Genomic DNA, 22,451 nt, shown 5'->3' with positions numbered 1-22,451 from the left:
TGCCGCGCCCGGACCACCACTACGCCTCCGTCGGTACCTCGACCGCGTCCAGGGCCGCCGAAGCGTCCGCATCCTCCGGCTTTGGACCCTCCGCACGCGCCCTGGCCTCGTCGCTGACCCGCTCGCCCCGCTCGCCCTTCTCAGGGGTAACGAATCGATAACCGACGTTCCGGACGGTCCCGATCAAGGACTCGTGTTCCACGCCGAGCTTGGCGCGCAGCCGCCGTACGTGTACGTCGACGGTCCGGGTGCCGCCGAAGTAGTCGTACCCCCAGACCTCCTGGAGCAGCTGTGCACGAGTGAACACCCGGCCGGGGTGCTGGGCCAGGTACTTGAGGAGCTCGAACTCCTTGAAGGTGAGGTCGAGGACCCGTCCCTTGAGTTTCGCGCTGTACGTCGCCTCGTCGACAGAGAGGTCGCCGTTGCGGATCTCCATGGGGGAGTCGTCGTTGACGATCTGCTGGCGGCCCATGGCGAGCCGCAGCCGTGCCTCGACCTCCGCCGGGCCGGCGGTGTCGAGGAGTACGTCGTCGATGCCCCAGTCGGCGGTGACGGCGGCGAGCCCGCCCTCGGTGACGACCAGGATCAGCGGGCAGCCGGGGCCGGTCGACCGCAGCAGCTGGCAGAGGCTGCGGACCTGCGGGAGGTCGCGGCGGCCGTCGATCAGGATGATGTCGGCACCCGGGGTGTCGACGAGGGCGGGGCCTTCGGCCGGGGCGACCCGCACGTTGTGCAGGAGCAGGCCGAGGGCCGGCAGCACCTCCGTCGACGGCTGGAGGGCGTTGGTCAGGAGCAGCAGAGAACTCATACGTCTGGTTCCTCCTCGGTCCCTGCGAGGACTGTGTGCAATGACACTGCGCTGCGCTCCCGATGCTCCATACACCCGCGGTCACTTGGAGTTTCCCGCTTCGTATACAACGCTTCCGAAAGCACAAAAGGACCCGGTGGCGGCGCTGCCCGAGTCCTCTGCCCAGCAGAATAGCCCACATGAGCATCGGTCCGGCAGGTCATGTGGCACGTTCCGCCGTTCGTCCGACATATGAGACGACCAGAAACGCCTCTATGCGGACGTTTCTGCGCACGGACGACGGGGTTTCCATCGATTCCGTATACGATCCCGCCTCCGTTGTATACGACGGCTCCCGTCCACCCTCCCGTGATCTGGTGTTCGTCATGGCCCACGGTTTCACGGGCGACGTGGACCGGCCACACGTACGACGGGTGGTGACCGCCCTGCGGCGTTACGCGCCGGTGGTCAGCTTCTCCTTCCGGGGCCACGGCCGCTCCGGCGGCCGCACCACCGTCGGCGACCGCGAGGTCCTCGACCTGGTGGCGGCGGTGCGCTGGGCGCGCCACCTCGGGCACTCCCGCGTGGTGACCGTCGGCTTCTCGATGGGCGGCTCGGTGGTGCTGCGGCACGCGGCGCTGAACGCCGGGGTGGACGCGGTGGTCTCCGTGTCGTCCCCCGCCCGCTGGTACTACCGGGGCACCGCACCCATGCGCCGGGTCCACTGGCTGGTCACCAGACCCGAGGGGCGTCTGGTCGGCCGCTACGGCTTCCGCACCCGAATCCACCACCGCGACTGGGACCCGGTGCCGCTGTCCCCGGTGGAGGCGGTGCCGAAGATCGCCCCCACTCCGCTGCTGATCGTGCACGGCGACAGCGACGGCTACTTCCCGGTCGACCACCCCCGGATGCTGGCGGCCGCCGCCGGTGACGCCGCCGAGGTCTGGCTGGAGCCCGGCATGGGCCACGCCGAACACGCGGCGGACGACCGGCTGCTGGCCAGGATCGGCGACTGGGCGGCCTCCCGGGCGGGCTAGCCTGAGCCTGTACAACAGCCACACAGTTACCCAGCCGACCGATTGTTCTTTCTTACTGAGTCTCTTGAGGAACCTGATGCCCAAGGTCACGGTGCGCTACTGGGCCGCCGCGAAGGCCGCGGCCGGGATCGCCGAGGAGCCGTACGACGCGGACACCCTCGCCGAGGCGCTGGACGCGGCACGCATGCGACACCCCGGGGAACTCGCGCGCGTCCTGCGGCGATGCTCCTTCCTCATCGACGGTGACCCCGTGGGGACGCGCGAGCATGAGACGGTACGGCTGGCCGAGGGCGGCACGGTCGAGGTGCTCCCGCCGTTCGCAGGAGGGTGAGCGAGACCTATGACCAACCAGCCGTACGAGGGCTACGACCCGTACCAGCAGCCCCCCGCCCAGCCGCAGTGGGGCTACGAGGAGCAGCAGTACGCCACGCAGCAGTGGCAGGGGCAGACCTGGGAGACGCAGACGCAAGCGCCCGTGCAGGCGGCGCAGCCGCAGGCGCCGGCCGGGGAGACGGCGTACATGCCCCAGCAGCCCCAGCAGCCCCAGCAGCCGCAGCCCCCGCAGCCGTACGCATCGTCACAGCAGCAGCCGATGTACGGACAGCAGCCGCAGCAGGCACCGCAGCCGACGCACACCCCGCCCCCGGCCCCCGCGCCTGCCCCCGGCCCCGCTGAGCCCGGCACCGGCTACGGTCCCGCCACCCTCGCAGGCAACGCGCGCATCACCGACGCGCAGCGGGCCCGCCTCGAAGGCCGCTCGCCGATCATCGAGCCGGGGATGCAGCCGGCCCTGCTGACCGGCCTGCTGGGTCTGCTGCTGGCGGTGGCGGCCCCGGTGTCGTCGTACGCCCTGGTGGTCCCCCTGGTGATCCTCCAGGCGGTGACGGCGGCGGGCTGGTTCCGGCTGAACGGCATGTGGCCCGCCCGGCAGGGCATCGCCCTCGCCTTCCTGGGCGCGCTGGCGGCGGACGCGGCGGTACTGGTGGCGGGCCGCGACCAGGCCCCGGCGGCGATCCTCGGCCCGCTGGGCATCTGGGTCCTGCTGTCCCTGGTCCTCCAGCTCCGCTCGCACGCGGACCCCGACACCCGTATGTACGGCCTGATGGCAACGGTCGCCTCCTCCGCACTGGCGATCATCGCGACGGGCTTCCTGGGCGCGGACCCGGACGCGGCGTCGGTGGGCGCGGCGGCGGTCGCGGTGGCGGTGGTGGCACGGGCGCTGCCCCTGCCGACGGTGGCGTCGGTGATCGTGTCGGTGCTGGCCGCGGCCGGGGCGGGCATCGCGGTGGGCGGTATGACCGGGGTGGGCGCCAAGGGCGCGCTGATCGGAGCGGGGGCCGCGGTGTGCGCGCTGGCCGGGCACCGGGCGGCGAGCTACGACTACCCGTCGAAGTTCGTCCACTTCACGGCGGGCGTGGCGCTGCCGCTGGCCGCGGCGGCACCGGCGGTGTGGATCCTGGGGCGCTGATGCCGGCGCCCCGTCAAGGGCGTGGGCCCGCCACCACTGTCACAGGTGGTCGACAATCCCGGGTGGGACCGCTCCCTCGGGGCTAGCGTGAGATCACCGACGTGCACAGCGTCCACAGCATGCACAGCCGAATCGCCGACCCGTCGACCCGGGGGAACCCATCACATGCGCGCCCTGCGAATATTCCTGATCGTCGTCGTCATCCTCGGCGTGCTCTTCGTGGTCGTCGACCGCGTCGCCGTGCACTTCGCCGAGGGCCAGGCCGCCGACAAGCTGAAGACGACGGAAGACCTCGCGAGCACCCCTGACGTCTCCATCAAGGGCTTCCCGTTCCTCACCCAGGTCGCCGGCGGCACGCTGGACGACGTGGTGGTCGGCGTCAAGGAGTACGACGCCACCACCGGCACCGCCGGCAAGACGATCCGTATCGAGGACCTGAAGGCCGACATGAAGGGCGTCACCTTCACCGGCGGCTACAGCTCCGCCGCCACCGCGCAGACAGCCACCGGCACCGCGCTCGTCTCCTACAGCGAGTTGCTGAAGAACGTGAACGCCCAGCCCACCGACCTCGGCCTCGGCTTCACCGGCAAGGTCGTCGGTCTCGCCGACGGCGGCAACGGCAAGATCAAGGTCACCGTCGACGTCACCGTCCCCGGCGTCAACGCCCACCAGAAGGTCCCCGTTCTCAGCACGGTCACCGTCAAGGACAACACCGTGCAGGTCCACGCCGACAACCTCCCCAAGCTCGCCGGGGTCAACCTCGTCGAGGACCGGTTCCGGGAGGCCGCCGACTTCCAGCAGGCGATCAGCCGGCTCCCCGGCGGTATCCAGCTGGACAAGGTGCAGGCGGCGGCGGACGGTGTGGAGATCGGGGTGAAGGGTTCGAACGTCAGGCTGGCGGGGTAGAAGGCGCCACGGCGGCGGCCGAGGGGACCCGGTCCATCGGGCGAGACGGCCGAGAGGGCCGGTTCCGGCGGCCGGGACGGCCGACGGGCTCCGTCCAGTAGTCGAGACGGCGCCGTCCGTACCGTAGATGCGCCGACGGCCGCAGCGGGGCGGCCGCGGCCCGATCACGCCTCGCGCCCTCACCTCATCCCATAATCCGGACGATCGCGTCTCATCATGCGACATGCCGGTGACATGCCCGGTCATCCGTCCCTACGATCGAGCCCATGAAGCGTCAGGCGGATCTCACGAAGCGGCGGGCAGTCGACCTGTGCCGCGTGGCCGCCATGCTCTGTCGCCCCTTCTGACGGCGGAGGCCCCTGCCTCCGCATCCCCCCTGCCCTCCCACGCCGAGGGCCTCCGTGCGCGCCTGCGCGCACCCATCCGCACTCGCACGCCCCGCCGCAACTGCCCCGGAGGAGAAAGAGCATGAGCCGCAGCGACGTCCTGGTCGACGCCGACTGGGTCCAGGACCACCTGGACGACCCGAACATCGCGATCGTGGAGGTGGACGAGGACACGTCCGCCTACGAGAAGAACCACATCCGCAACGCGATCCGCATCGACTGGACCAAGGACCTGCAGGACCCGGTCCGCCGCGACTTCATCGACCAGGAGGGCTTCGAGAAGCTCCTGTCGGCGAAGGGCATCGCCAACGACACGCTGGTGATCCTGTACGGCGGCAACAACAACTGGTTCGCGTCCTACGCCTACTGGTACTTCAAGCTCTACGGCCACGAGAACGTCAAGCTCCTCGACGGCGGCCGCAAGAAGTGGGAGCTGGACGCCCGCGAGCTGGTCGAGGAGGTCCCGGAGCGCCCCGAGACCACCTACACGGCCAAGCCGCAGAACACCGCCATCCGCGCCTTCCGTGACGACGTCGTCGCCGCGATCGGCGCGCAGAACCTGGTCGACGTGCGTTCGCCCGACGAGTTCTCCGGCAAGCTGCTCGCCCCGGCCCACCTGCCGCAGGAGCAGTCGCAGCGCCCGGGCCACATCCCGACCGCCCGCAACATCCCGTGGTCGAAGAACGCCAACGACGACGGCACCTTCAAGTCGGACGACGAGCTCAAGGAGCTCTACGCCGAGGAGCAGGTGGACCTCGCCAGGGACACCATCGCCTACTGCCGTATCGGCGAGCGCTCGGCGCTGACCTGGTTCGTCCTGCACGAGCTGCTCGGTGTCGAGAACGTCAAGAACTACGACGGCTCGTGGACCGAGTACGGCAGCCTCGTCGGCGTCCCGATCGAGCTCGGCGCCAACAAGTAAGAACAAGCAAGTCCCCAGACCGACCTTTCAAGACCTCAACAGGAGTACGACATGTGTGGAGCGAAGGCCGGCGGCCCGGACGCCTCGACGATCAAGCCCGGTGAGACCACGATCCAGGGTCAGGTGACCCGCGACGGCGAGCCGGTGACGGGCTACGTCCGCCTCCTGGACTCGACCGGCGAGTTCACCGCGGAGGTCCCCACCTCCGCCACCGGACAGTTCCGCTTCTACGCGGCGGAGGGCACCTGGACCGTCCGTGCCCTCGTCCCCGGCGCCACCGCCGACCGCACGGTCGTCGCCCAGCAGGGCGGCCTGGCCGAGGTCGCGATCGCGGTCTGACCGACAGGCAAGCGCAAGGGCCGCACCTCGCGGGTCGAAGACCTGAGGTGCGGCCCTTCGCCGTGTCCGGACACCGGACCTACCCTGGATGCATGCTGGCACGGCGTCGTCGCGTGTACTTCGTCATGATGGGGATCTGCATCGGTCTCTTCGTCCTGGCCTGGGGAGTCGTACGCATCTGGTCCGTCCCCGCCGCCGTGGGGATGTGCGTGGTGGCCATGGTGATCCCGCCCGTGGCGGCGATGGTCGCGAACCGGAGGGGTCCCGACGACCGCTGGTGGGACGACCCCTCCGGCGACCCCAAGTCCGACGAGTGGTGGGACGAGCTGGACGGGAAGAAGCGCCCCCGGTCCTGACCCCTGACGTCCCCGGCTCCTATCGGAACGCCTGGACGTTGCGCCGGGCCCACTCGGCGAAGGTCCGGGGCGGACGCCCGAGAACGCCCTCGATGTCCGGGCTGAGCCGCAGCTCGCCGGCGTTGGGCTCGCCGAGGACGGCTAGCGTCGTCTCCACCACCGGCTCCGGCATGAACGCGGTCATCCGCGCGTACGCCTCGGCCCGGGTCAGCTCCACGAACCGCACCGCCTCGCCGAGGGCCTTGCCGATGGCCGCCGCCTGCTGCCGGGGCGTGACGAGCGCCGGCCCGGTCAACTCGTATACCCGGCCCCTGTGTTCGTCCTTGCGCAGGGCCACGGCGGCGACCTCCGCGATGTCCGCCGGATCGACCACCGGGATCCCGACGTCACCGAACGGCGCGGCGACGATCCGCTCGGCGCGTACCGACTCGGCCCAGGCGTAGGCGTTGGACGCGAAGCCGCCGGCCCTGAGGACCGTCCAGGCCGGCCCCGACCCGCGCACGGCGTCCTCGATCACCCGCATCGCTCCGCCGTGCGAGGGCGACTCCGGCCTGGTCACCACACCCTGCGAGGAGAGCAGCACCACCCGCCCCACCCCGGCGTCCACGGCCACCGCCAGCACGGCCCGCGCGTCGAGCCCGTGTCCGCCCGTGCCGCCGTCGTGCAGGAACAGCGCGTCGGCACCGTCGAGCGCGGGCCGCAGAGTCGCCGGCTCGGCCAGATCGGCGCGCACATGGACGGCACCGCTCGGCAGGTCCACGGGGGCGATCCCCCGCGACACCGCCGTCACACGCTCCCCGGCCTCCGCCAGCGCCGCCACCAGCGACCGGCCCACGTTCCCGGTCGCACCCGTCACCACGATCATGCTCAACTCCCGTATTTTCCGGTGGTCTTCCGCGATGACAGCGACGCTAACAGTGCCGGTATAGTAGGTACCTAGAGGAAAGTGACTACCTCAGAGGGGTGTGGCTCATGGCGACCGAGACATCACGACCGGCGCCCGACGCCCTGTCCGACCCCGAGCTGGCCTGCCCGGTCTCCCCGGTCGTGGACATCGTGTTCAGCCGGTGGACCACACCGGTCCTCTGGTCGCTGCACACCTTCGGCCGCCAGCGGTTCGTCCAGCTGGAGCGCCGTATCAAGGGCATCACGCCGAAGGTGCTCACCCAGCGGCTGCGCCAGCTGGAGCGCGACGGCCTGGTGGTACGCACGTACCACCCCGAGGTGCCGCCGCGCGTCGAGTACGAGATCAGCGACCTCGGCAGCACTCTCGCCCCGCTCTTCGCCCACCTCGCCGAGTGGGCCGACGCCCACCTCGACCACGTCGAGACGGCCCGGCAGTGCTACGACGAGGCGGGATCCCCGCGCCCCTGAGGCGCGGTCTAGTACACGAGCGCCTGCGCCCCGTCCGCCAGCGCCTCCTGCACGAAGACCTGCGCACCCGCGATCCGTACGCCCTCGATGACGTCCTTCTCCGTGATGTCCCGGCGTGCCGCGCACTGCGTACAGAGCGTGAGCGTGCCACCCGCCAGGATCGAGTCGACCAGGTCCGGCAGCGGAGCGGCATGCGGCAACTCGAACTCGGCTGCCCGCCCCGGCAACGCGAACCACGAGGACTCACCGGTCAGCCACATCGACACCTCGACGCCACTGGCCACGGCCACCGCCGCCACCGTGAACGCCTGCGAGCACCGCTCCGGGGCGTCCGCCCCGGCCGTCACCTTGATCACGAGCTTCTTCGCCATGCGTGCAGGGTAATCCCGGCCTGCGCCCGCCTACGCCGGTGTCAGCCCCGCGTAGTCCGAGAATATCCGGCGACACCTCGTGTGCCGGGTCTCACACCTCGTGTGCCGGGTCTCCTGGGTGTGCCCGCACCTCCCTGACACACACCGCGCCGCGTACTCCGGCGGGCGGGTCATGGCTGGTGCTCCGTGCGCTGGTGCAGGCGCAGCAGCACGTTCGCGTCAGTGGCCGCGCTGTGGTCGTGGACGGCCAGGGCCGTCTCACGGCGGTCGCCGAGATCCGCGCACTCGGCGCAGCCGGGGACCGGCCGGGGCGGGCGGCTCAGGTCGTCGGGGGACGGCGGCACGGACCACGTACTGCGGTCGTTCGCGGCGCGTACGCCGGCGCTGATCCGCTCTCTGTCCGTAGCGGGCCGTAGCGCCGCCGGGTCGGCCTGCCACTCCCTGCCGCCGCCGACGGGACGCAGCATCGCGTACCGCCCCGACTGGTCCCGGTACTCGCCGACCTGGTCGGTGGCGGTGTCGTAGAACAAGGTTCCGGGCTCCATGGTATTTGCTCCTTTCGTCCAACATCTATACGAAATGCGTGAGTTGGACTACTCTGGGTATCGAGGCTGCTACGAGCATGGCCCGGAGGTGGCGTCGGCACGCCGATGGCGAGCGGTTCTTCCCCGTCTGGCGGCGCTAATTCCACAAATTCCATGGCGTACCAGGGAGGGGTGCGGTGCCGCAGAGGCGGGTGGTGACGGAGCGTAGTCAGGAGCCCAGGCAACGGTTCGCGGAGGAGTTGCGGTTGTTGAGGGCGGACAAGGGGGTGAGCTTACGGGAGCTGGCGATGGCGGATCCCACGCAGTTCCGGGAACGGTATCGGCACTACATGACGCTGGAGGCCGATGCGGTGAGTATGTGGCAGTACTCGCCGAGCCTCCTTCCGGGCCTGCTGCAAACTCCCGAGTACGCCACGGAGTTGCTCAGGCAGGGCGGGCTCAAGGGCGACGAACTGGGAGCGCAGGTCGAGGCTCGGATGGGGCGACGCGAGGCGCTGCTACGGGACGACTGCCCCCAGTTCCGCGCGCTTCTCTCCGAAGCCGTGCTGCGCACGTCACTCCAGGAACCCGACGAGTGGCAGGGGCAGTTGGAGCACCTGACGCTGATGAGCCATCGCCTCAACGTCACGATCCAGCTGCCGCACTGACGTTCGTCGCCCGGCCGTCGCACAACGCGTGGTCGATCAGCAGGCTCGCCGCGTTCTCCTGGGCCAGGATGTGCTCCGGGGTGTCGCTGCGTGCCTCGGACATGGAGACCACCGCGCTGCGCCTGCCGTCCTCGGTGACGCCGTTGAGGGTGATGTAGCCGCCGTCCCCGCCCTCGTGGCTCCAGTAGCTTCCGCCGCAGCTCAGGGGTCGTTCGACCAGGCCGAGCCCGTACCGGCCGCCGGGCCACAGCTGCTGGACCTCGGCGTTCACGGGGACCGTCCGCTTCATCTCGGCCAGTTGGCGTGCCGGGAGGAGGCGGCCGGAGAGCAGTGCGCGGAGGAGGCGGTTCTCGTCGTGGGTGGTCGTGACCCAGGAGAGGTTCTCGGGGTCCACCGGGATCTGGTCGGTGACGTCCACCCGGGAGCCGGGGCCGAAGTACTGGTAGGCCTGGGCGTGAGGCCTGGGGAGGGTGGGCGAGGTGCCCAGCCAGCGGGTCCGGTCGAGGCCGAGCGGGCGCAGGACGCGGTCCTCGATCTCCTGGTGGGCGGGGTGGCCGGTGGCCTTCTGGATGACCAGGGCGAGCAGGACGTATCCGGTGTTGGAGTACGCCCAGCCCTTGCCGGGCCGGAAGTCCGGTGCGTGGGCCATGGCGCGGGCGACGAGTTGCCCGGGGCCGTAGACGTCGTGGCGCTGCTGGTAGTACTCCTCCGGCGTGGTGTAACCGGGCAGGTCGTCGTGGATGCCGCTGGTGTGCTGGAGCAGCTGGCGGACGGTGATCCGGCGGCCGTCGTTGCCGTTCCCCTGGACGACTCCCGGCAGCCAGTGGTCGACCGTGTCGTCCAGGGACAGCCTGCCCTCGGCCTCCAGCTGGAGGACCACGGTGGCGACCAGCGTCTTGGCCGTGCTGGCCATGCGGAAGTAGCCGTCGGCGGCGACCGGGCGGCCGGTGTCCAGGTCGGCGGTGCCGCTGGTGGCGACCGACTGCCGGCCGTCGGGCGCGATCACGCGGGCCTGCACACCGCTGATACCGAGAGCGTGGATCGCGTCGGTGTCCCGCTGTAACCGCCCCACCGGGGAGGCGGTGGCGGTGGTCGTCGCGGTGGAGAGCAGAGCAGCGACACCGAGTGCCATGGCGAGGTGCTTTCGCGCAGTCGAAATCATGACTGAACGCTAGGTTTGCCCCTCCTGGGGCGCGATCCGGCGCACCCCAGGATCGGAGTGGGGGTTACCCCCCTGGCATCAGCGCCGCATCGAGGTCGCCTCGCTGTCGGCTGATCAGCTCGCTCGCCAGGATCGGAGCCGCTCGGCGATGCCGTACGAATCGAGCCGTAGTGCGCGAATATCATGGATGAGGTCGCGCCACAGTTCGAACTTCGTCTCCACGCGTTTCCCGGAGGCTTCCAGGTAGGCGACTGCGACGCCGTATCCGAACAGCTCGTTGCGGGCGGGAAGCGGGCGCAGCAGAACGATCTCTTCGAGAAACGTCGCGGCCCGCCAGTACGCGTCCGGGTCGGAGTGATCGAGGCGTGGGGTGTTGACACGGTGGCGAGCCGCCATGCCGACGAGGATGGAGAGGTCGTTGACGGTGAGGTCGCGGTGGAGGATGTCTTCCTGGCGATCCAGGAACCACCGGTAGTCGACGTGCAGTTCCAAGGGTCAGGCCACCTGTCCGGTGTCTTCGGTGACGGGCGGGAGCCCGCCGAACTCGGCGTCGAAGGCCTCCTGGATGCCGGGTTCGTTGATCACGCGGCGGAAGGCGGCGGTCGCCGTGGCGAGGGCTCGCTCGCGCTGCTGCTCCACAGCCAACCGGGCGAGGTACTCCTTGATGGAGAGCCCCTGTGTGTCTGCCAGCTCTCGCAGTATGTCTCTGGTGGCGTTGTCGATCTTGACTGTGGTATCCGTCATGCCGCGAGTATGCCGCACGGTATACCATTCTGGCTACCGTCGCTTACGCCGGGACAGGCCCCCTCACGCGGAGCGGTACGCGGCGGTCGCTGTCCGGACGAACGAGCGGAGCAGAGGGCTCGTGTCGCCCTCCCGCCACGCCACCACCACCCGGCTCGGCCGCATGTCCACGACCGGCACCGTCACGAGCCCGGCGCCCGGCTCGTGGTCGGTCATCGTCATGCCCACCGTGCCGTTCCACAGCACCGCCTGCCGGCACTCCTGGACCGCTCGCACCACCGGCCCCTCCCGCACCGTCCCGCCGTTCCAGTACGACTGCCAGCGGCCGTCCGTGCCCTCCGGGAACCGGAACCACCGCCGGTCGGCGAGGTCGGCCAGCGTCAGGCTCTCCCGCCGGGCCAGCGGATCGTCGGCGCGGAGCAGCGCACCCACCGGGTCGGCCCGCAACTCCCTTACCATCAAGCCCGTTTCGTCGAAGGGCGCGCGGGTCAGAGCGATGTCCACGAGCCCGGCGTGCAGTCCGCAGGTGGGGTCGGTGAGGTCGGTCTCGCGGATCCGGATCCCGACGCCGGGGTGGCGTTCGCGATAGGCGCGGGCCAGCCGGCGCACGCCGGGGTCCGTGCTGTCGCCGAGGAGGCCGACGGTGAGCGTGGTGGCACCCGCCGCCGTGGCGACCCGTACGCGCAGCCTGTCGGCCCGGTCGAGGAGCCCGCGGGCCTCGTCGAGAAGCACGGCTCCGCGCTCCTGTTTCCCCAGGCGGACCCGTTGGACGCGCCGGAAACACCGCCAGAGACACCACCCGACAGACCGGGAAGACGCCGCCGTACCGGCGTACTGATCGCCACCGCCGCCGTACTCGGCGTCGTCGCCGGCACCTGCGTCGGCTACCTCGTGCAGGCCGATCGCGAGCCCACCGTCCTGCCGCCCCTCTCCCAGCCGTCCGTCGCGCACAACTGCGCAATCACCAGCCCATGAGCTACTCGTCGCCGGCCTACGCACTGCGCGACGGCGACCAGTACGAACTCGACCGACGGTCACCCTGCAGAGCGAGCCGCTGGCCTGACCCCACCCGGGCACACCTCGCCAAGAGCCCCGGGCCCCGGCCGCGTAAGCTGGGGCCCGGCTCTTGTACGTACGCCAACCCTCGCTCAAGGAGCACCCGTGGAGATCTTCTTCGAAACCCTGCTGGTCCTGGTCTGCGTCGGCGTCATCGCCTTCGCCGGGCTGACCGTGAAGAAGCTTTACCAGGGCCAGCGCTGATCCACACCCTCTAGGAACCGCCGTCATGATCGAGATTCCGTCCGACCTGCACAAGGACCTGGTACCGCTCGCCTTCCTGCTGGGCAGCTGGGCCGGCGCGGGCGTCCACGACTTCCCGGGCTCGGAGAAGTGCAACTTCGGCCAGGAGGTCACCTTCACTCACGACGGGCGTGACTTCCTGGAGTACCACTCCCAGACCTGGGTGCTGGACAACGACGGGAACAAGGTCCGCCCGCTGGAGACCGAGCACGGCTTCTGGCGCATCGACGCCCACCGCAAGGTCGAGGTCACGATGACCCGCGACGACGGCGTGATCGAGATCTGGTACGGCGAGATGGCCGACCAGAAGCCGCAGATCGACCTGGTCACGGACGCCGTGGCCCGCACCGCCTCCTCCGCCCCGTACACCGGTGGCAAGCGCCTGTACGGCTACGTCAAGAGCGACCTGATGTGGGTGGGGGAGAAGCAGACCCCCGAGGTCGAGCTGCGTCCGTACATGTCCGCCCACCTGAAGAAGGTCGTCACCCCGGAGGACGTCGAGCGCTGGGCCAAGGCCCTCCCCGCCGATATGCCGGACGACGGCATCGCCTTCTTCAAGTAGTCGCCGCCGAGTAGTTCTAGACTTTCGGTGTGGTGAGCACCGACTGGAAGAGTGACCTCAGGCAGCGCGGCTACCGGCTGACGCCGCAGCGGCAACTCGTGCTCGAAGCCGTGGACACCCTGGAGCACGCGACCCCCGACGACATCCTCGGTGAGGTGAGGAAGACCGCGTCGGGGGTCAACATCTCGACGGTCTACCGGACCCTGGAGCTCCTGGAGGAGCTGGGGCTGGTCAGCCATGCCCACCTCGGGCACGGGGCGCCGACGTACCACCTCGCCGACCGGCACCACCACATCCACCTGGTCTGCCGCGACTGCGAGAACGTGATCGAGGCGGATGTGGCGGTGGCCGCGGAGTTCACCGCGAAGCTGCGGCGGGAGTTCGGCTTCGAGACCGACATGAAGCACTTCGCGATCTTCGGCCGCTGCGAGGACTGCGCGCGCAAGAGAACCAACGCCGCAGCCGTCCAGACTTCAATTACCGAGTCGTAGGCTTACGCATATGAAGAGCCCCTTGCTGACCCTGCCCGGCGCCGTGCCCGCCGAGGGCGTGGACGAAGGCGTCGCCGCCCACTACGGCGACCTGTTCCGGGAGCAGCGCGCCCTCGCCGACGGCGCCGGTTTCGTGGATCTCTCGCACCGCGGTGTCGTCACCGTCACCGGCGAGGACCGTCTCGGCTGGCTTCACCTCCTGCTCACCCAGCACGTCAGCGAGCTGCCCGTCGGCGAGGCCACCGAAGCGCTGGTCCTCTCCGCGCACGGCCACATCGAGCACGCGCTGTACCTGGTCGACGACGGTACGACGGTCTGGGCCCATGTGGAGCCCGGCACCTCCGAGGCGCTGATCGCCTACCTGGAGTCGATGAAGTTCTTCTACCGGGTGGAAGTCGCCGACCGCACGGGCGACTTCGCGGTCGTGCACCTGCCCGCCGGCTCGATCGCCGAGCCCCCGGACGGTGCCGTCGTACGCGAGACGGCGTACGGCCGTGATCTCTTCCTGCCCCGCGCCGAACTGGAGTCGTACGCGGAGAAGGCGGGCCCCGCCGCCGGGCTCCTGGCGTACGAGGCCCTCCGGGTGGAGCACCACCAACCCCGGCTCGGCTTCGAGACCGACCACCGCACCATCCCGCACGAGCTGGGCTGGATCGGCACGGCGGTGCATCTGCAGAAGGGCTGCTACCGGGGCCAGGAGACCGTGGCCCGGGTGCAGAACCTCGGTAAGCCGCCCCGCCGCCTGGTCTTCCTCCACCTGGACGGCAGCGAGGTGCACCTGCCGCCGCACGGCACGGAGATCCGGCTGGCGGACGACGGCGAGGAAGGCCGCCGGGTCGGCTTCGTGACCACGTCGGCACGCCACCACGAACTGGGTCCGGTGGCCCTGGCACTGGTCAAGCGCAACATCCCGCTGGACGCCCGGCTGGTCGCGGGCGACACGGCGGCGGCACAGGAAGTGATCGTCGAACCGTAGGAACCCGGGATCCCGAGGATCCCGGAAGCACCCTGCGGATATGCCGTTGACACCCCATAATTGGCAACGTCGGGCGACCACTTGAACACGGTGTGCACGTGTTCGACCCGTTGAGCGGCGTGCCCTCGGGGGGAGGCGCCTTGACACCGCAGGAGGAGTTCGCCGAGGCGCTGCGCGTGCGCCGGGAGGCCGCCGAACTCTCCCTCGCCGAGCTGGCCTGCTGGCCGAGCGCTACGACGCCGCGCTGCGGGCCGACGGCGCCCTGCTCGCCCTGCTGCCGCCCGTACCCGAACAGCACGAGACGCGACGGGAGACGGGACAGGGGCGACCAGCCCGTACGGCGGCCGCGCCCGGACCGCCCGGCTCCGCCCGCCCGGCCGAGCCCCAGTGGCTACGGCGCCAGGTTCGACCAGCACATCCGGCGCGGCGACACCCGCCACCTCCTCGGCGAGATGTACGAGGCGGGCCGGCACTACCAGGCCGCCTACGAGGCCGCCGGCGGCGACGAGCAGGCCCGCGCCTACGCCGTCGTCCGGGTCTGCGCCGAACTGGCGGAGCGCACGGACCGCGGTAGCGAACTGTCCGCGTACGTCCCACCGCTGCGCGCCCTCCTCGACGCGCACGGCGACGAACTGGTCCTGGCCGGCCGGCCCACCGTCCTGCTGGGGCCCGCCGCCCGCTTCAGCGCGTTGCTCGCCCTGGTCGTGGGCGAACCGGAGACGGCCCTCGGGCACCTGGGTCGTGCCGTATGCCTCGCGCAGCGCTGTCCGGCCCAGATGGCCCGGCTCCGCCTCGACGAGGCCCGCGCCCGGCTGCGCACCGGCTCCCCGGCCGCCCGCGCCACCGCCCAAGAGCTGGCCAGGACCGCGCTCGGCGCGGCGGAGGAACTCGGCATGGCGGGCCTGGCCCGCGACTGCCGGGAGCTGCTCACATCTCCAGCAGCACGGTGAACGGCCCGTCGTTGGTCAGCGACACGCGCATCTGCGCCCCGAACCGCCCGGTCGCCACGGTCGCCCCCAGGGCCCGCAACTGCGCCACCACCTCGTCCACCAGCGGCTCGGCGACATCGCCGGGCGCCGCCGCGTTCCATGTCGGCCGCCGACCCTTGCGCGCATCGCCGTACAGCGTGAACTGGCTGATCACCAGCAACGGCGCATCGATGTCACTGCACGACCTCTCCTCGGCCAGCATCCGGATCGACCACAGTTTCCGGGCGAGTTGGGCCGCCTTCTCCTTCGTGTCGTCGTGGGTCACGCCCACGAGCACACACAGGCCCTCGCCCTCGATCGCGCCGACCGTCTCGCCGTCCACGACGACACTGGCGCCGTCCACCCGCTGAACCACCGCTCGCATGCGGACCATCATGCCCGGTGCCCCGACCGCCCCCGCAGGGGGTCCATTATTGATCCTTAAGCCCATATCTAGGGCCGTTCGGGGGCACTCGGTCACATTGTGGCCACTTGGGGTGGCACCATGCTTCCACACGCCGGTCGAGGGGACGGTAGAGGCGTATGAGCACACCGAGCACCGGGCGACTGAAGACGCAGGGCACGCAGAGCGCGCAGAGCCTGCCCCGGCCGCCCGCACAACGCGGCGAGGGCATCCCACTGCCCGCGGAGCCGCCTGAGCACGACCTGACCTGCCTGAGCCTGCCCGAACTGCGCGTCCTGCGCCGGGACGCGCAGCGCGACGAGGCCGACCTCAGCTATGTACGACGACTGCTCCAGGGCCGTATCGACATCCTGCGAGCGGAACTGGCCCGCCGCTCCCCGGCAGGCGCGGCCGCCGTCGTGGACCGCCTCCCGGAGATCCTGACCGACGGCCCGGCCCGCCACCGCTCCTCGGCCCGCCATGTCACTCTGGGCACCCCGCACAACGAGGAGTACGGCCGCCTGGCCGCCGACATGCTGGCCGAGGTCGAGCTGTCCGACCTGGAGGCCCGCACGGACACGGAACTTACGACGGCGATGGGCAGGCTGGTGCGGTACGAGCAGGCAGTGTCGCGACGGAGGCAGGGCCTGCAGCGGACGGCGGACGATTCGAGCGGGGAGATCGCCCGCAGATACCGGGAGGGCGAAGCCCAGGTCGACGATCTGCTGACATAAGGCTGAAGCGCCCCTTCAGGGGCGCGGGGCTGTATCGACGTGCGGTCACCGCCGCGTGGGCGCGACCGGCCCCCACGCACCCGCGCCCAAAAATAAATCGGCACCACCCCCGTCAAGCACCTACCGTGCTGTCATGACCGACGCCGTCGAAGTCCGCCCCATAACCGAACCCGAGCTGGCAGACTGGCACCGGGCCCTGGACACCGGTTTCCTGCGACAGCCCACCCTCACGGCAGACCAACTCGAAGCCCGCCGCAGGCAGTTCGTGCCGGGCAGACTCCTCGGCGCCTTCGACGGCCCCCGCTGCGTGGCAACGTTCCGCTCCTTCGCTCAGGAGCTGACCACCGTCGGCGGGGCGAGCGTCCCCGCCGACGCCATCTCCAACGTCACGGTCACCGCCACCCACCGCCGCCGCGGCCTGCTCACCCGCATGATGAGCCAGGACCTCGCCGCGGCGAAGGAGCGCGGAGACGTGGTCGCGACCCTGATCGCCGCCGAGTACCCGATCTACGGCCGCTACGGCTTCGGTCCGGCGACCACGCTGACGGAGTGGACGGTCGAGGTCGGGCGCACGGGTCTGGGCTCCCGCTGGTCGGGCCCCGAGGACGGCGGCCGGATCGACCTCGTCGACGGCGACGACGTCCGCAAGCTCGGCCCCGACCTGCACGAGCGCATCCGCCGCGGCACGCCCGGCGCGGTCAGCCGCAGTGAGCTGTGGTGGCAGCTGCGCACCGGCGCGGTCCGCTTCGAGACCGACTGGAAGGAGCCGTTCCACGCGGTGTACCGGTCGGCGGACGGCGAGGTCGAGGGGCTGGTGGCGTACGAGGTGGACGACACCTGGCACGGTAAGCAGCCGGACGACACGGCCACCGTGAACTGGCTGCTCGGCGCCACGCCGGCGGCCGAGCGCGCCCTGTGGCACTACCTGTGCTCGATCGACTGGATCACCAGGGTGAAGAGCGGCTGGCGGTCGCCGGACGACCTGCTGCCGTACTACCTGCCCGACCCGCGCGCCGCGCGGATCGTCACGCAGGCGGACTGGCTGTGGGTGCGGATCCTGGACGTCGTACGGGCTCTTCAGGCGCGGACGTACGAGACGGCGGGGTCGCTGGTGCTTGAGGTGGTGGACCGGCAGGGGCTGGCCGGCGGGCGGTTCCGGCTGGACACCTCCCCCGCGCAGACGTCCTGCGTCCCGACCACCGACGCCCCTGAAATCACCCTGGACATCGCCGAGTTGGCCAGTGTCTGGCTCGGTGACCAGTCCGTGGCGCGGTTGCACGCCCTCGGCCGGGTCCAGGAAGCGCGAGTGGGCGCCGTCCGGAAGGCCGACGCCCTGTTGCGCACGTCCGGGCGTCCTTGGTGCCCGGACATCTTCTGAGATGGTCTCCCTTCCTTCCGGCGGCGGTGCCTGAATCACCTTGTCCAGATGTGCTCATCCGTAGCGAGCTGTGAAGTTGTGGCTGTGCGGATCTGCCTGTGTTCAGTTGGTGGGTATTCAGTTGTCGGTGTTCAGTTGTGACTGTGCTCAGGTGCTGTGCGGTGGTCGTGCGCGCCTCGGCGGCCGCCCTGGTTGACCGGGCTCCCGGCTCCCCTCCGGAAGGGAACCCTGTCGGCCAACCGCCGGGGAAGTGTGACCATCTTGCAGAAGTTGGTGGCCAACTCCACTCTACTTATCTCCGCTTGGAAGCGACTCATAACCACCTTCCCGTGAACTGCCGAAAGATGGCGGGAAGTTGTACTGTTTGTCCGTGGACGCGGAACACGCCTCCGCCAATGGACGGGAGAGGTCACATCGGCCTCAGGCGTCACACCACGCGGTGGCCGACGCGCTGCGCACCCGGATCAGGTCAGGGGTGCTGCGGCCGGGCCAGCGCATGCCCACACAGGCCAAGCTGGCCGACGAGTTCGGTGTCGAGCGGGGGGCCGTACGGCAGGCGCTGCGCATCCTTCAGTCGGAGCACCTTCTCACCAACGTATCGAAGGGCGCGCCGGCGACGGTCGCCCCTGATCCGGGCCCGTTGCGGCTCGCCGTGGGCCGGGAGGCCGAGCCCCAGCCCACCACGGTGGCCCTCGCCTCACGGATAGAGGTGGCCTTCGCGGCCCCGCAGGTGGAGATCGACGCGCTCTGTCTGACCTCGGTCTCCCTCAACCTCGCGCTCGGCGAACCGCTCCGGCTCATCCACGCGGGGCGCCTGGAACCGGCCAAGATCGACGTCCGGGTGCTGCTGCCGAGCCGGAACATCGACCTCGCGTTCCCGACGGCGCTGGACGCCTCGGCCGAGGACGCGGTGCACAACCGCTGGCTGGCCCAGCGCAACGCCCAGGGCCAGGTGCTCCGGCACAACCTGCTGGCACTGCGCGCCACCCACGGCATCGACGTGCGGGTCACCTTCCGGGCCCTGCCGTTCACCCCGCCGGTCAAGCTGTACCTGCTCAACGGGGTGGAGGCGTTGTTCGCGTACTACACGCTGGGGCGCCACGAGCGGGAGATCGGCCACGAGCACCTGCAGACGTACGACGCCGAGGGCACGCGGTCGATGCTCTTCGCGTTCGAGCAGGGCGCGGGGCTGCGGGACACCACGTTCGTGGAGCAGTCCACGCTGTGGTTCAACGCCCTGTGGGAGACGATCAGTTCGGAGTTGCAGCTGACGGCTTAGTCCTGTTGGTCCTCACCGAGGTGTTCCTCACAGCGCGGGACCGGTGAGCAGCAGGGCGAGCAGGACCGCGCCGACGGAGCTGACCGCCGGGCTCTTGGCCTTGATTCCCACGGTGAGCAGGAGCAGACCGATAATGCCAGTGGCACCGTACCTGGACTGGATGATCTGTTCGAAGCCGAAGACGAAGGCGGCGGAGAGAAGTGCGAGGGCGGCAGGCATGGCGGTTCCCCCATCGTCGGGAAGCAAAGCTTCCACCAACTCAACCAAGTTGGTTACCAACTATGCTTAAGTTGTCCCCAGTTGGTTGAGACTTATAAACAACTTTCAAACAACTCCCGCCAAATAACTTGGAGTTGTAGCGTTTGGTCGTGACTCAGGAGAACGTGGCAGTGAACGGCGCAAGCAGGCTCACGCCCCGGGAGATCGCCGACACCCTGCGGGAACGCATCCGCAAGGGCGACCTCAAGGCGGGCGACCGGCTGCCCACGCAGGCCGAGTTGGCCGAGGAGTTCGGCGTGGAACGGGGTACCGTACGCCAGGCCGTGCGGGCGCTGCAGGACGACGGTCTTCTCAGCAACGTCAGCAAGGGCAGTCCACCCCGCATCGCCGAGCCGGGCCCACGGCCCCATGACGAGCCCCAGCCCACGATGGTCGGCCTCGGCCCCCGTATGACGGAGGCGTTCGCCGCCCCGCACGTCCGTATCGACGCCGCGTGCCTCACCGCCCAGAGCCTGCTGCCGGCGCTCGCCGAGCCTCTGCGCCTGATCCACGAGGGCCGGATCCGCCCCGAGAGCATCGACGTCCGCGTGCTGCTCCCCGGCCGCGACATCAACCTCGCCTTCCCGGTTCCGGTCGAGGGCAACGACGACGTGGTGCACCGCCGCTGGCTCGAGATGCGCAACGCCCAGGGCCAGGTCCTCCGCTACAACCTCCAGTCCCTGCGCTCCACCCACAAGATCGACGTGAGCGTCACCTTCCGGGCCCTGCCGTTCACCCCGCCGGCCAAGCTGTATCTGCTCAACGGCGCGGAGGCGCTGTTCGGGTACTACATGGTCACGCGCCGCGAGGAGCTCACCGACAGCGGACCGCTGGACATGTACGACGCCGTCGGTTCCGAGTCCCTGCTCTTCTCCTTCGAGAAGCGGGCAGGTCACCGGGACGCCGCGTTCGTGGAGCAATCGCAGAAGTGGTTCGACGCCCTCTGGGAAACCATCACCACGGACCTGACACTCTCCTAGTGACTTCTGATACGACGCAGACGGAACCGGTGACGGAAGAGACGGCGCACGAGACCGAGAGGCTACGGGATCTGATCACTCGTGCCCGAGTGGTCCTGTGGGACTTCGACGGACCGATCTGCCGCCTGTTCGCGGGCCACTCGGCGGCGCGGGTGGCCGACGACCTGGTGCAGTGGCTGGCCGGCCGGGGCCTGCGCGGCCTGGTGACCGACACCGAGCGCGACTCCCTCGACCCGCATCTCGTGCTGCGCGCGGTGGACCGTCGGCACCGTGGCAGTGACCTGGTCGCCGAGTTGGAGGAACGTCTCACCAAGGAGGAGCTGAGGGCCACGGCGACCGCGATGCCCACGGCGTACGCGGACATCCTCATACAGACCTGGCGGGCGCGCGGCGCCCGCATGGCGATCACCAGCAACAACTCCCCGCGGGTGGTTCGCGCCTATCTGGAGGAGCGCGAGCTCATCTCCTGCTTCCACCCGCACATCTACGGCCGCACCGAGGAACTCCAGCACCTCAAGCCCGACCCGCACTGCCTCAACCGCGCCCTCAACGCGATGGGCGCCGCCCCCGACGCGGCCCTGATGATCGGCGACTCCCCCTCGGACCTCGAGGCGGCCCGCAGGGCCGGGGTGCCGTTCCTGGGCTACGCGCGTAACGAACGGAAAGCCAAGCTTTTGACCGAGGCCGGGGCGGCGTGCGTCGTGGGCTCGCTGAAGCCTCTGCTGGCGATACTGCGGGACTAGCCGCCCGTTCGCGGGCCTGCTGCCGGCGTCTGCGGATCCATGCAACCAGGGACGCCAGTACACCCGTTGTCCAGAAGGCCAGTTGACTCAGGTCGTCGATCTGTACGGCGATCCCGAGTATCTGGATGGTCATGGCCTTCCACCCCCCTTGGCCCCGCAGCCGTCAGTCAACCTCTCAAGTTGCCGAGTTGACTGAGAAGTTGACTGCTTATTGCAGGGATGCCCAGGCAACTAGATCCAGTAACCCGGAAGGTGACTGGCCGGTTGTATGACTGGAAGTTGTTTGTCGGTGACCCGCACGAGGTACCTACGGCATGTGACCAAGCGGACGAAAGACGGCGGCGCGTTCCAGCGGGTCTCGGAGGAGCTCCGGGTCCGGCTCTCCGACGGCGGCTATCCGCTGGACTCCTTCCTGCCGTCCCAGGAGACGCTCGCGCAGGAGTTCGGCGTCTCCCGTGACACCGTGCAGCGGGCCCTGCGCGAACTGGGCAGCGAGGGATGGATCGAAGGCGGCCGGGGCAAGCGCTCCAAGGTCGTCATGCGGCAGCACATACAGTCCTCGGCACCCCGGGCCAGCCGGTCCCGGCACCACCCGATGACGCTGGGGCCGCTGATCGGCGAGGCATTCGAGCGGGACGACGTCACCCTGGACATCTCCACCCTGACCTCGGAGAGCCTGGACGCCCACATCCGTATCCAGGCCGAGCGGATCCGGGCCGGCGACATCTCGCCCCGGCGGATCCACCTGCGGATGCTGCTACCGGCCGAGACGCAGAACATGCCGTATCCCCGGGCGAAGGACAACAAGGAAGACCCGCGCCTGCCGGCCCGGCTGCGCGCCATCACCGAGGCCCACACCACGTCCCTGCGCACGGTCCTCGACCAGCTCCACACCGAGAACCTGGTGCCGGACGTACGGCTGGAGGTCCGCCGCGCCGACCTCACCCCGACCTTCAAGCTGTATGTCATCAACCACGACGAGGTGCTGCACGGCTTCTACGAGCCGATCCTGCGGACGGTGATCCTGGCGGACGGGACGGAGGTGGAGGCCGTGGACGTCCTGGGCTTCGGCGCCACCCTCACCCACCATGTCAGCGACTCGGACCCGAAGTCACCCGGTTCGGTCTTCGTCGCCAACACGACCAGGTGGTTCAACTCGGTGTGGGACCTGCTCGCCGTCTGACCCCGGGCCGCCGTGCGCTAGCATGCGGCCAACCGTCTGAGCAACAGCTCGGGTTCACGCGTATCAGTGCGCGTGTGTCGAGGTACGGCGAAAGAGCCGGCCTGGGCCGACCGCAGACCGGCAGACGAGTGCCCACCACCCGACGGGGTCACT

General features: G+C 69.9%; 30 protein-coding genes and 1 pseudogene. 21 read left to right on the top strand and 10 right to left on the bottom strand.

Features of this window, described 5'->3' with window-relative positions; translation table 11 throughout:
- Positions 1-19 precede the first annotated feature (19 nt).
- On the bottom strand, positions 20-808 hold the full coding sequence (locus ACZ7OO_RS20875) for a response regulator transcription factor (RefSeq protein ID WP_471506380.1): 789 nt from the start codon (positions 806-808) through the stop codon (positions 20-22).
- Between the two features lie 179 nt (positions 809-987).
- On the opposite strand from ACZ7OO_RS20875, the gene ACZ7OO_RS20870 reads away from it, so the two are divergent.
- The 8 genes from ACZ7OO_RS20870 (at position 988) to ACZ7OO_RS20835 (ending at position 6,201) form a co-directional block, all read left to right on the top strand.
- Positions 988-1,824 (top strand): alpha/beta hydrolase, encoded by an 837-nt coding sequence (locus ACZ7OO_RS20870; protein WP_471506378.1) that lies wholly within the window; start codon positions 988-990, stop codon positions 1,822-1,824.
- Between the two features lie 76 nt (positions 1,825-1,900).
- Positions 1,901-2,155: a MoaD/ThiS family protein gene (locus ACZ7OO_RS20865; RefSeq protein WP_471506376.1), complete on the top strand. Its 255-nt coding sequence runs from the start codon at positions 1,901-1,903 to the stop codon at positions 2,153-2,155.
- A 9-nt stretch (positions 2,156-2,164) separates the two neighbouring features.
- Positions 2,165-3,292 (top strand): hypothetical protein, encoded by a 1,128-nt coding sequence (locus ACZ7OO_RS20860; RefSeq protein WP_471506374.1) that lies wholly within the window; start codon positions 2,165-2,167, stop codon positions 3,290-3,292.
- A 165-nt stretch (positions 3,293-3,457) separates the two neighbouring features.
- On the top strand, positions 3,458-4,198 hold the full coding sequence (locus ACZ7OO_RS20855) for an LmeA family phospholipid-binding protein (RefSeq protein WP_471506372.1): 741 nt from the start codon (positions 3,458-3,460) through the stop codon (positions 4,196-4,198).
- Between the two features lie 266 nt (positions 4,199-4,464).
- The gene (locus ACZ7OO_RS20850; RefSeq protein WP_350751515.1) at positions 4,465-4,545 is read left to right on the top strand and encodes an Ms5788A family Cys-rich leader peptide; all 81 of its coding nucleotides are present in this window, start codon (positions 4,465-4,467) and stop codon (positions 4,543-4,545) included.
- A gap of 121 nt (positions 4,546-4,666) precedes the next feature.
- A complete protein-coding gene (locus ACZ7OO_RS20845) occupies positions 4,667-5,506 on the top strand; it encodes a sulfurtransferase (protein WP_471506370.1) in 840 nt (279 codons plus the stop codon).
- A 51-nt stretch (positions 5,507-5,557) separates the two neighbouring features.
- Positions 5,558-5,845, top strand: a complete 288-nt coding sequence (locus ACZ7OO_RS20840; protein ID WP_010351646.1) for a DUF1416 domain-containing protein — start codon at positions 5,558-5,560, stop codon at positions 5,843-5,845.
- Between the two features lie 92 nt (positions 5,846-5,937).
- Entirely contained in the window at positions 5,938-6,201 is a 264-nt protein-coding gene (locus ACZ7OO_RS20835; protein ID WP_351328377.1) for a DUF3099 domain-containing protein, read from the top strand.
- 19 nt (positions 6,202-6,220) lie between these two features.
- Here ACZ7OO_RS20835 and ACZ7OO_RS20830 read toward each other — a convergent pair whose 3' ends face one another.
- A complete protein-coding gene (locus tag ACZ7OO_RS20830) occupies positions 6,221-7,066 on the bottom strand; it encodes an NAD(P)H-binding protein (RefSeq protein ID WP_471506368.1) in 846 nt (281 codons plus the stop codon).
- A 107-nt stretch (positions 7,067-7,173) separates the two neighbouring features.
- On the opposite strand from ACZ7OO_RS20830, the gene ACZ7OO_RS20825 reads away from it, so the two are divergent.
- Positions 7,174-7,575, top strand: coding sequence for a winged helix-turn-helix transcriptional regulator (locus ACZ7OO_RS20825; RefSeq protein ID WP_471506366.1), 402 nt, complete (start codon positions 7,174-7,176; stop codon positions 7,573-7,575).
- An 8-nt stretch (positions 7,576-7,583) separates the two neighbouring features.
- Here the strand turns inward: ACZ7OO_RS20825 and ACZ7OO_RS20820 are convergent, their stop codons facing one another.
- Both ACZ7OO_RS20820 and ACZ7OO_RS20815 read right to left on the bottom strand, forming a co-directional pair.
- Entirely contained in the window at positions 7,584-7,946 is a 363-nt protein-coding gene (locus tag ACZ7OO_RS20820) for a DsrE family protein (RefSeq protein ID WP_471506364.1), read from the bottom strand.
- A 170-nt stretch (positions 7,947-8,116) separates the two neighbouring features.
- Positions 8,117-8,491 carry a hypothetical protein gene (locus ACZ7OO_RS20815; RefSeq protein WP_471506362.1) on the bottom strand — a complete coding sequence of 125 codons (375 nt, stop codon included), beginning with the start codon at positions 8,489-8,491 and terminating at the stop codon, positions 8,117-8,119.
- 287 nt (positions 8,492-8,778) lie between these two features.
- On the opposite strand from ACZ7OO_RS20815, the gene ACZ7OO_RS20810 reads away from it, so the two are divergent.
- Positions 8,779-9,138, top strand: a complete 360-nt coding sequence (locus tag ACZ7OO_RS20810) for a DUF5753 domain-containing protein (RefSeq protein WP_471506360.1) — start codon at positions 8,779-8,781, stop codon at positions 9,136-9,138.
- Here ACZ7OO_RS20810 and ACZ7OO_RS20805 read toward each other — a convergent pair.
- From ACZ7OO_RS20805 to ACZ7OO_RS20790, 4 genes and pseudogenes are all read right to left on the bottom strand, one after another.
- On the bottom strand, positions 9,116-10,300 hold the full coding sequence (locus ACZ7OO_RS20805; RefSeq protein WP_471506358.1) for a serine hydrolase domain-containing protein: 1,185 nt from the start codon (positions 10,298-10,300) through the stop codon (positions 9,116-9,118). The genes ACZ7OO_RS20810 and ACZ7OO_RS20805 overlap by 23 nt on opposite strands.
- Positions 10,301-10,414: 114 nt before the next feature.
- Positions 10,415-10,792 (bottom strand): toxin Doc, encoded by a 378-nt coding sequence (locus tag ACZ7OO_RS20800; RefSeq protein ID WP_471506356.1) that lies wholly within the window; start codon positions 10,790-10,792, stop codon positions 10,415-10,417.
- A 3-nt stretch (positions 10,793-10,795) separates the two neighbouring features.
- Positions 10,796-11,044 (bottom strand): antitoxin MazE7, encoded by a 249-nt coding sequence (locus ACZ7OO_RS20795; protein WP_471506354.1) that lies wholly within the window; start codon positions 11,042-11,044, stop codon positions 10,796-10,798.
- Between the two features lie 63 nt (positions 11,045-11,107).
- Positions 11,108-11,782: pseudogene (locus ACZ7OO_RS20790) on the bottom strand (LysR family substrate-binding domain-containing protein); the annotation flags it as partial.
- A 27-nt stretch (positions 11,783-11,809) separates the two neighbouring features.
- Here ACZ7OO_RS20790 and ACZ7OO_RS20785 point away from each other — a divergent pair.
- From ACZ7OO_RS20785 to ACZ7OO_RS20765, 5 genes are all read left to right on the top strand, one after another.
- Positions 11,810-12,019, top strand: coding sequence for a hypothetical protein (locus tag ACZ7OO_RS20785; RefSeq protein WP_471506494.1), 210 nt, complete (start codon positions 11,810-11,812; stop codon positions 12,017-12,019).
- A 310-nt stretch (positions 12,020-12,329) separates the two neighbouring features.
- On the top strand, positions 12,330-12,905 hold the full coding sequence (locus tag ACZ7OO_RS20780) for a heme-binding beta-barrel domain-containing protein (protein WP_471506352.1): 576 nt from the start codon (positions 12,330-12,332) through the stop codon (positions 12,903-12,905).
- A gap of 29 nt (positions 12,906-12,934) precedes the next feature.
- Positions 12,935-13,396, top strand: coding sequence for a Fur family transcriptional regulator (locus tag ACZ7OO_RS20775; RefSeq protein ID WP_471506350.1), 462 nt, complete (start codon positions 12,935-12,937; stop codon positions 13,394-13,396).
- 10 nt (positions 13,397-13,406) lie between these two features.
- Positions 13,407-14,372, top strand: coding sequence for a CAF17-like 4Fe-4S cluster assembly/insertion protein YgfZ (gene ygfZ / locus ACZ7OO_RS20770; RefSeq protein ID WP_471506348.1), 966 nt, complete (start codon positions 13,407-13,409; stop codon positions 14,370-14,372).
- Between the two features lie 140 nt (positions 14,373-14,512).
- Complete coding sequence (locus ACZ7OO_RS20765; protein WP_471506346.1) at positions 14,513-15,322, top strand: hypothetical protein; 810 nt, start codon at positions 14,513-14,515, stop codon at positions 15,320-15,322.
- On the opposite strand, the gene dtd is transcribed toward ACZ7OO_RS20765, so the two are convergent.
- Positions 15,300-15,725 carry a D-aminoacyl-tRNA deacylase gene (gene dtd / locus ACZ7OO_RS20760; RefSeq protein ID WP_358918613.1) on the bottom strand — a complete coding sequence of 142 codons (426 nt, stop codon included), beginning with the start codon at positions 15,723-15,725 and terminating at the stop codon, positions 15,300-15,302. The genes ACZ7OO_RS20765 and dtd overlap by 23 nt on opposite strands.
- A gap of 158 nt (positions 15,726-15,883) precedes the next feature.
- Here dtd and ACZ7OO_RS20755 point away from each other — a divergent pair, with 158 nt between their 5' ends.
- The 3 genes from ACZ7OO_RS20755 (at position 15,884) to ACZ7OO_RS20745 (ending at position 19,134) form a co-directional block, all read left to right on the top strand.
- The gene (locus ACZ7OO_RS20755) at positions 15,884-16,477 is read left to right on the top strand and encodes an RsiG family protein (protein ID WP_471506344.1); all 594 of its coding nucleotides are present in this window, start codon (positions 15,884-15,886) and stop codon (positions 16,475-16,477) included.
- A gap of 133 nt (positions 16,478-16,610) precedes the next feature.
- Positions 16,611-17,855 (top strand): GNAT family N-acetyltransferase, encoded by a 1,245-nt coding sequence (locus ACZ7OO_RS20750; RefSeq protein ID WP_471506342.1) that lies wholly within the window; start codon positions 16,611-16,613, stop codon positions 17,853-17,855.
- A gap of 364 nt (positions 17,856-18,219) precedes the next feature.
- Positions 18,220-19,134, top strand: a complete 915-nt coding sequence (locus tag ACZ7OO_RS20745) for a winged helix-turn-helix domain-containing protein (RefSeq protein WP_471506340.1) — start codon at positions 18,220-18,222, stop codon at positions 19,132-19,134.
- 27 nt (positions 19,135-19,161) lie between these two features.
- Here ACZ7OO_RS20745 and ACZ7OO_RS20740 read toward each other — a convergent pair whose 3' ends face one another.
- Positions 19,162-19,353 (bottom strand): hypothetical protein, encoded by a 192-nt coding sequence (locus ACZ7OO_RS20740; RefSeq protein WP_471506338.1) that lies wholly within the window; start codon positions 19,351-19,353, stop codon positions 19,162-19,164.
- A gap of 143 nt (positions 19,354-19,496) precedes the next feature.
- Between ACZ7OO_RS20740 and ACZ7OO_RS20735 the strand changes: the two genes are divergently transcribed.
- The 3 genes from ACZ7OO_RS20735 (at position 19,497) to ACZ7OO_RS20725 (ending at position 22,298) form a co-directional block, all read left to right on the top strand.
- A complete protein-coding gene (locus tag ACZ7OO_RS20735; RefSeq protein WP_471506336.1) occupies positions 19,497-20,372 on the top strand; it encodes a GntR family transcriptional regulator in 876 nt (291 codons plus the stop codon).
- 29 nt (positions 20,373-20,401) lie between these two features.
- Entirely contained in the window at positions 20,402-21,115 is a 714-nt protein-coding gene (locus tag ACZ7OO_RS20730; RefSeq protein WP_471506334.1) for an HAD family hydrolase, read from the top strand.
- 316 nt (positions 21,116-21,431) lie between these two features.
- Positions 21,432-22,298, top strand: a complete 867-nt coding sequence (locus ACZ7OO_RS20725; RefSeq protein WP_471506332.1) for a winged helix-turn-helix domain-containing protein — start codon at positions 21,432-21,434, stop codon at positions 22,296-22,298.
- Positions 22,299-22,451: the final 153 nt, after the last annotated feature.

The organism is Streptomyces sp. NPDC111744, assembly GCF_055634995.1.
Note: the sequence above shows the minus strand (reverse complement) of the source record. Positions and strands in the feature narration are given on the sequence as shown.